Below are 7,568 nucleotides of genomic sequence, written 5' to 3' on the forward strand. Positions count from 1 at the left end.
TCCTCGATGCTCTGCATCAGTGGGTTAGGTCACTAAATGAGCAACTGCTCAACAACTGGTGCTAACCAATTCCCCCATCAGCAGCAACTGGTGAGAAGAAGTGATCAATGATGTTTGACACACGGGCCAGGTCAACGTTCCCCCCGGAAACAAGCGCGACAACCTTCTTATCCTTTAACCACTTATCGTCAATTTTGTGTGCTTCCAATGCAGCAGTTGGCAGTGCCCCAGCACCTTCCGCAACAACCTTTGTCCGTTGAAGCAGATCCTTCATTGCCGTTGCGATTTCTTCTTCGCTAACCAGGACAATTTCATCCACAAGGTTCTGAACGATTGGGAAGGTAACGTCCCCTGGCGTTGCAACATCAGTTCCATCAGCAAGTGTGAAATCTGTGTGATGTGACACGATGTGGCCGGCCTCAACGGAAGCTTCCATCCCGTGAACATTTTCGGATTGAACACCAACAATGTGAATGGATGGGTTAAATGACTTCAATGCAGTGGCAACCCCAGCAATCAGTCCGCCACCACCGACAGGAACGACAACGGTGTCGACATCCCAAAGGTCATCAAGAATTTCCAACCCAATGGTTCCTTGCCCGGCAACCACGTACTTATCGTTAAACGGATCAACGATTGTCTTGCCTTCCTTTTCTGCACGTTCATGCATCCACGCATGTGCGTCATCAAACGTTGCCCCGTGCATATCAACGGAGGCCCCGTATCCAGCGGTTGCATCACGCTTCATTTGTGGTGCTTCATCTGGCATAACAACCGTCGTGTCGACGCCCAGCAACTTTCCACTCAATGCGACCCCTTGGGCATGGTTCCCTGCTGAAGCGGTAATCACACCACGTTTCTTTTCTTCAGCAGTTAAATGATTCATTTTATTATTGGCACCGCGGAACTTAAATGAACCGGTCAACTGCATGTTTTCCAACTTAAGATAAACGTCTCCGCCAACCACATTGCGGCTTAAAAACATTGATTTTACTAAAGGTGTCCGCCGTGCATTTTTACTTACAATTGATTTTGCTTCTTCAATATCTTGGATATTTACTAAGTCAAAAGTCTTTGCAACTAATTCATTTGCAGCCATTTTATTCACTCCTAGAAGTTGAAAGTTTAGTGTACGGTAATTTATTCACAAGTCTGTGTAAAAGAAAGGGCTGGCCCCTCCTCTGTCCAACTAGCGAACATCCTTAAACATCAAGTTTTGTGTATGGTTCATCTAACGATTTGGCGAGGCCTTCATTTGTGACCTTGCCTTCATACAGATTGACACCTGAAGCCAATGCGTCATTGGTCTTGATGGCATCAACAATGCCCTTTTCGGCAATTTCCAACAGGTACGGTAAGTTTCCGGCAGCCAATGCCATCGTTGAGGTACGTGGGACAGCACCCGGTTGATTTGGCACAGCGTAGTGCACAACACCGTCTTTAACGAAGACAGGATCATCAATCGTCGTTGGATGGTCGATCGTTTCAACGGTTCCACCCTGATCAATTGCCACGTCAACGATCACGCTGCCCTTCTTCATGGACTTAACCATAGCTTCTTTCACGAGCTTCGGTGGCTTAGAACCCGGAATCAAAATTGTCGAAACGAAGATGTCCGCATCCTTGATTTCCTTAGCCAAGTTCTCTTCGTTTGATTTCACAACACGAAGATTCTTGCCTTCATAATGGTTTTTAATTTCAGCAATCTTGTCATCGTTTAATTCAATGATGACCACTGAACAGCCCATGCCGAGCGCCATGTCAGCAGCTCCTTCAGCAGCGTTCCCACCACCAAAGATGACCACGTTCCCAGCATGAATCCCTGGGAAATTAATCCCTGGAAGTAAGATGCCTTCACCCTGGTGTTGGGCTTCAAGATAATAAGCGCCCATGATAATTGACCGCCGCCCAGCGATTTGACTAACGGGTGCTAACAATTCGAGCTTGCCATCTTTCACGATGGTCTCGGCACCAATTGCGGTGGTTCCAGCTTTCATCATTGCTTCAACGGTTAGCTTAGATGAAGCCAGGTGTTGAAAGCCCCAGACGATTTTTCCTTTGGAGAAATATTTATATTCCTCGGCATCTGGTTCCTTAACCTTGATGATTAATTCTGCCTTCCAACCCTCTTCATGACTGACAATCTTGCCACCAGCCTCGGCATATTCATCATTAGCAAAACCAGCACCAACGCCGGCATTTTTTTCAACAAGTACTTCATTGCCTGCTTCCACCATTTTGCGAACATTTTCAGGAGTTGCGGCGACACGCCCTTCCCCTTCTTTTTGCTCTTTAATAACGGCAATCTGCATGAGAACACTTCCTTGTGATTTTTTTCGTTTTATTTTCGAATTAACTTTAATTAACGAAAACTGGCCAGTTTTCAAAAAAAGTGCAACATCGGAAACTGAAATGACAGCTTACTTCAACTGATTTAACAATTTCGCTGTAAGCGTATTCATTTTCCACGAACAATGTTACACTTTTTATATAAAAGAACAAGCATCTATTTCCATTCTTTTTATTTTAGATTTAAAGAAAAAGCATCTCTTTCCATACGTATCACAGCGTCAGCAATTTAATTCATGTCGTTATTTTCACAAGATTTTTTCTTGACTGACGTCTTCTTAGCATCAATATCGACGCTTTTTTTGCTCATCAGTCACTCAAATCTCTCAAAGGACGGTAACCAGATCATGCCAACCATTCCGGTTCATCTCAGCACCCAAGAATTTGATTTATTGAACCACTTCGCTTCAACAACTAACCAGCCACTGCCAGATCTTCTCCGGACTGCTGCACTCGCAAACGTTCAAAACAAACTGGATACAGCAATTTACGAAACGGCCTATGCCCAGTATCGGAAAAATCCGCAGTTGATGAAAACTGAGACGCTAGCAAGTCAGTTAGACAAAGGACACTAGCCTTATGGAATACAACTTGGGGTACACGTTAACCGCAGTCAATCAACTTATGGCGCTCCCAAAAAAGGAGGCTGTCATTCTTATTTCGTGGCTCAAAAAAAACGCTGGGTTCAATCCACTTGCTCATGGTCACACCATTGAGCAGATCGAAGCACCAGCGCAGGCAATTAAATTTAATCTTGGTCAGTACACAATGATTGCCCATGTCACCTATAACCAGGTCATTATTTTGGCGGTGATCAAATACTGACCGCGTTATCATTTGCAAAGGAGTGAAACGACCTTGGAGCATTTCTTTGGTGTTCTTGGCGGTATGGAGACAGCCGCCACAGACACTTATTTAGCACGATTGCGACGTCTTAGCACTCATGATGCACTTAATTACGTGCTTTTAAACGATGCGGTCCCGGTAACTCAGTCACCCATCCAAACAGCACACTATCTCCGATTGAACGAAAGCTTCCATCAGCTGTTGGCACTAGCACCCGACTTTCTGGTGATTCCAAGCCACTTCGCCTACTTTTGGCTGGATGACTTACAACGGCAAACCACGATTCCCATTCTTAACATGCCACGGGATAGTATCGCCGCAATCAATCAGCTAACTCCTGGCGCTCAGCGCATTGGGCTCCTCGGACCCCAGGACGTTGCCTTACAAAGCATTTATGACCAGGAGCTCCTTACTGCTGGCTACCAGCCCGTTCACCCATCGGCTGAAATTATCGAAGAAACGACAACGTTGCTTGTTCAGGACATCAGAGCACGGCACTTTGTTGATCGAACGCTTTTTCATAAACTGATTACCGACATGCTTCGGCTGGGTGCTGATGCTGTTATTTTAGGGTGCTCCGAATTATCGCTGGCTAATTTACGCGAACCCGCGCCGCATTTACCTGTTATTGACCCCCAGGCGGTGCTAGTGGCACACACACTAGCGGACGCATTGGGAACCGCTAACTTTGCTACATCATCGAGGTAATTATGACAAAACAGTGGTACCAATCCATTTCATACACTAACGACTCCCTTTCAACCACAATTTCATGTTTAACACCGTTACTAACCGACCCACTATGGGCAAATGAAGATTGTCAGTTGATCATCTTTCAACGAAAAAAGTATAATCCGTTCGTTCATTGGGTGGCCGTCATCGTCTTTCGCCACCGCATCATTAAAGTTGCGGTGCTCACCGGCCGAACAAACGCCCAGTATGCCATCATGGAAAGCGTCAACATCAATTCAATTGTTCAACTAAACCTTGGGAACCCCCGCCAGTTATTAAACGTCGTCAACGCTCACATTGAATCTCTTTCCGGTGGCGATCAGACGACGGTTGATTTGTGGCTACCTGCGAACACGATTGCACCACAAAGTTTCATGAGGACCGTTCATGGGCTTCAACAACTGCATTATCGTGACGCATAAGCCCCGTCAGTTTAGTGATCAGCGCACAAAAAAACGACCACCGTAATTGACGGTGATCGTTAAAAGACTGGGATAGCTGGATTCGAACCAGCGCATGACGGAGTCAAAGTCCGTTGCCTTACCACTTGGCTATATCCCAAAAATAAATGGCGGAAGTTGGATTCGAACCAACGAACCTTTCGGGGCGGTTTTACAGACCGCTGCGTTTAGCCACTTCGCTATTCCGCCATAATTTAACAACTTTCTTATTTTAACGAAGACCGCTGTTAAATTCAAGTGTTTCTAACAATTATTCAAGATCAAGAATCCGTAACCGGGTAAGCCACTCACTCATAAAATCCTGGTGGCCCCATTCGTTTGCCCGGTGTGTATGGTACCCAACCGCTTGGTCAAAATACATCACCCCGCCCAGTTCACGTGGTGCCGGTTTGATGTGTAAATGACCAAACTGTGCGTAGTTTACCTGCCCCTTTGTGAGCACCTCGCCCAATCGCCGACTACCCAATAAGGCGTTTGCCATGTTCCAAAACCGGTTGTCCGTCGTCACCCGGATGTACTCGGCCCGGGGCACAAAATGAGTGACGTACAAAATCTGCCGGTGCGCCTCATTAGCGGCTAATAACTGGTTGGCCGTCTGCGTTAAAACAATGTCTTCCCGTTCAGGATCTGTCATCGGTTGTTCAATGATCCCATCGTACCAAAACGCCCGTTTCCACTGCGCAAAGTCCTCTTGGGCACGTTCATTGAAGAGCTGTTCAGCAAACGTATAATCGTACCACCCGTTATTCCCAATCAGACGCCAGTTCGTGTTGGGAAGGTCAATAAATTGATTATGCAGGTAATGCGCATTGATCCGTGTTTCCAGTTCAGAGTACGTCACCCCGTGCCCCATGTCGTGATTGCCCGCTAAAAAGACAACCTCCGTCTGACTCCCCAATTCGTGCTGAAGGCGATCAACATAACGAACCGTTTGGGTAAAGTCATTAAACGTATCACCGGCAATGACGTAATAATCAATGTGGCGATCTGAAAGGACGACCGCCTGGTGTTTTAGCAATTCATCGCTGTCTAATTGATTAACATCAAAGTGATTGTCACTCGTGATTGCAACCCGTACCATTTGTACGCCTCCCAAAATAAAAAGGTGTAACCAACGTTTTGTCGGTTACACCTCATCATACAGTAATGTTCAATTGAGTGAAAGAACGACCTTAGTCAGCCGCAATTTCAACGTCCTTCATTAAGCCAAAGATTGGTTTTCTGAAGATGAATAAGATGATTCCTAAGATCACACTAACGGCTCCAATAGCGACGAAGTAAGCAACTTCTGTCTTTGCCGTGTAGAATTGAACGATTTGTGCGTTCACCGCTTGTCCAGCAGCGTCGGCTAAGAACCACATACTCATCATTTGTGAACGGAACGCTTTTGGCGCTAACCGCGTTGTCACAGACAACCCGATTGGTGAAATCAGCAGTTCAGCCACTTCAATGATGGCCCAGCTTCCGATCAACCAAAGCATGGAAACCCGTCCGGCAGTTCCGAATAACCACCCAGGAATTGCCATGAACAGGTAGGAAACACCCGCAATGATCAATCCGTAAGCAAACTTCGCAGTCGTACTTGGCTGACGTTTACCAAGACGCGTCCAGAGAATGGCGAAAATTGGTGTGTACAGCATGATGAACATTGGGTTCAGTGATTGGAAGTAAGCTGCTGGCATCGTCCATGAACCAATGGTCAAAACGGTCCGTTGTTGTGCAAACAAGGCCAACACAACGGAACCTTGTTCTTCAATTGCCCAGAATAACATGGCAGCGATAAATAACGGAATGTACGCAATCACGTGATGGCGTTCGTTTGTCGTCACCTTTTTACTGGATAACATCAAGATAAAGTAAACAACTGGTGTTGCGATGGCAATGATACTGATCATTAAGATGATGTTCTTAAGCGTTAAGGCACCCATTAAGGCCATCAAGATAACAACGAGCACAACGGCAACGATACCTAAGCCCCAACGAATCACCAGTGGCAGAACTTCGTCACTTTCGATTGGGTCAGATGGGTATAATCCATCCTTGCTTAAGTACTTGCGACCATCGATCCAGTACTGGAGAAGACCAAAGAACATCCCAACAGCGGCCAATGAGAACCCGAGGTGGAAGTTAACTTCTTCCCCTAATGTCCCAACGATGTAAGGGGCAAACAAGCTCCCCATGTTGATCCCAAAGACGAAGATGTTAAACCCGGCGTCACGCCGGCGGTCTTCTGGGCTATATAAGGCCCCAACCATTTCGGAAACGTTGGGCTTCAACAACCCGGTCCCAATAACGATTAAGCCAATGGAAGCAAACAGTGCAGAGGCACCAGCAGGGATTGCTAAGGCAATGTGCCCAAACATGATCAGGATCCCACCCATAAAGACGGTCCGCCGTGGTCCAAAGACACGGTCACTCAAGAACCCACCAAGAACACTGGATAAGTAAACCAGTGATCCGTAAATCGCCATAATGGATGTTGCGGTTGCCTGGCTAAAGCCCAGACCACCCTTATCAATTGCAAAGTACATGTAGAACAACAGAATGGCACGCATCCCGTAGTAACTGAAACGTTCCCACATTTCGGTGAAGAACAGCGTTGCCAGCCCTCGTGGCTGACCAAAGAACGCTGTATCATATTTCTTATTTTCCAAAAGAATCCTCCTAATTGATCCCCAATGGTAATCGTTATGATTACGTCTTTCGGGCATTCTCAATAATGTCAAACGCATGGTTATGACAACCGTTAAAAAAACGATAAAACAAGTATAGCTGTTTTAAATGGCGATAGTCAAACCTTCTTTTAATTTATTCGCCATTTTCTCGTGTTTTTTTTAATCTTATCGCCATTTCTACAACGACCAACTAGGGCGACCATAAGAAGCCGCCACACGCCTGCTCTGCCATTCAATGAAACGTTTTGGGCCACGTTACCATTCTTTGCAACAAATCACCTAAGCCCCTGCTAAGCCCGTTTATTTACCTGATCATTTTTATTTAAAAAAATTTCGTTTATACAATTGATTTCATTAATGAACCATTACCTTGACTCACAAAAAAACGCTGCTCCACGGTGATCAATCCGTGAAACAACGCTTTACCATTGATGCCGGATAGGTGACTCGAACACCTGACCCTCGGTTTACGATACCGATGCTCTACCAACTGAGCTAATCCGGC

At 46.0% G+C, this 7,568-nt stretch carries 8 protein-coding genes and 3 tRNA genes; 4 read left to right on the forward strand and 7 right to left on the reverse strand.

Annotation, left to right across the window (positions count from 1 at the left end; genetic code table 11):
- Window positions 1–61: 61 nt before the first annotated feature.
- Both tdcB and ACRYI5_RS10665 read right to left on the reverse strand, forming a co-directional pair.
- Window positions 62–1,099, reverse strand: a complete 1,038-nt coding sequence (tdcB, locus tag ACRYI5_RS10660) for a bifunctional threonine ammonia-lyase/L-serine ammonia-lyase TdcB (protein WP_448225224.1) — start codon at window positions 1,097–1,099, stop codon at window positions 62–64.
- 103 nt (window positions 1,100–1,202) lie between these two features.
- Window positions 1,203–2,312, reverse strand: coding sequence for an alanine dehydrogenase (locus ACRYI5_RS10665; protein ID WP_448225225.1), 1,110 nt, complete (start codon window positions 2,310–2,312; stop codon window positions 1,203–1,205).
- Between the two features lie 384 nt (window positions 2,313–2,696).
- Between ACRYI5_RS10665 and ACRYI5_RS10670 the strand changes: the two genes are divergently transcribed.
- The 4 genes from ACRYI5_RS10670 to ACRYI5_RS10685 are packed head-to-tail and all read left to right on the forward strand — an operon-like array spanning window position 2,697 to window position 4,349.
- On the forward strand, window positions 2,697–2,924 hold the full coding sequence (locus ACRYI5_RS10670) for a DUF6290 family protein (protein WP_448225226.1): 228 nt from the start codon (window positions 2,697–2,699) through the stop codon (window positions 2,922–2,924).
- A gap of 4 nt (window positions 2,925–2,928) precedes the next feature.
- A complete protein-coding gene (locus ACRYI5_RS10675) occupies window positions 2,929–3,174 on the forward strand; it encodes a hypothetical protein (protein ID WP_448225227.1) in 246 nt (81 codons plus the stop codon).
- Between the two features lie 33 nt (window positions 3,175–3,207).
- Window positions 3,208–3,903 (forward strand): aspartate/glutamate racemase family protein, encoded by a 696-nt coding sequence (locus ACRYI5_RS10680; protein WP_448225228.1) that lies wholly within the window; start codon window positions 3,208–3,210, stop codon window positions 3,901–3,903.
- Window positions 3,904–3,905: 2 nt separating this feature from the next.
- The gene (locus tag ACRYI5_RS10685; protein WP_448225229.1) at window positions 3,906–4,349 is read left to right on the forward strand and encodes a hypothetical protein; all 444 of its coding nucleotides are present in this window, start codon (window positions 3,906–3,908) and stop codon (window positions 4,347–4,349) included.
- Between the two features lie 67 nt (window positions 4,350–4,416).
- Here ACRYI5_RS10685 and ACRYI5_RS10690 read toward each other — a convergent pair.
- The 5 genes from ACRYI5_RS10690 to ACRYI5_RS10710 all read right to left on the reverse strand — a co-directional run bounded on the left by ACRYI5_RS10690 (window position 4,417) and on the right by ACRYI5_RS10710 (window position 7,568).
- Window positions 4,417–4,488 (reverse strand) — tRNA-Gln (locus ACRYI5_RS10690).
- A gap of 8 nt (window positions 4,489–4,496) precedes the next feature.
- Window positions 4,497–4,577: transfer RNA gene (locus ACRYI5_RS10695), tRNA-Tyr, on the reverse strand.
- A gap of 61 nt (window positions 4,578–4,638) precedes the next feature.
- Window positions 4,639–5,469, reverse strand: a complete 831-nt coding sequence (locus ACRYI5_RS10700) for a metallophosphoesterase (protein ID WP_448225230.1) — start codon at window positions 5,467–5,469, stop codon at window positions 4,639–4,641.
- A gap of 91 nt (window positions 5,470–5,560) precedes the next feature.
- A complete protein-coding gene (locus ACRYI5_RS10705; RefSeq protein ID WP_448225231.1) occupies window positions 5,561–7,042 on the reverse strand; it encodes a peptide MFS transporter in 1,482 nt (493 codons plus the stop codon).
- Window positions 7,043–7,495: 453 nt separating this feature from the next.
- A tRNA-Thr gene (locus ACRYI5_RS10710) sits at window positions 7,496–7,568 on the reverse strand.

The sequence above is a fragment of the Furfurilactobacillus sp. WILCCON 0119 genome, from assembly GCF_053471565.1.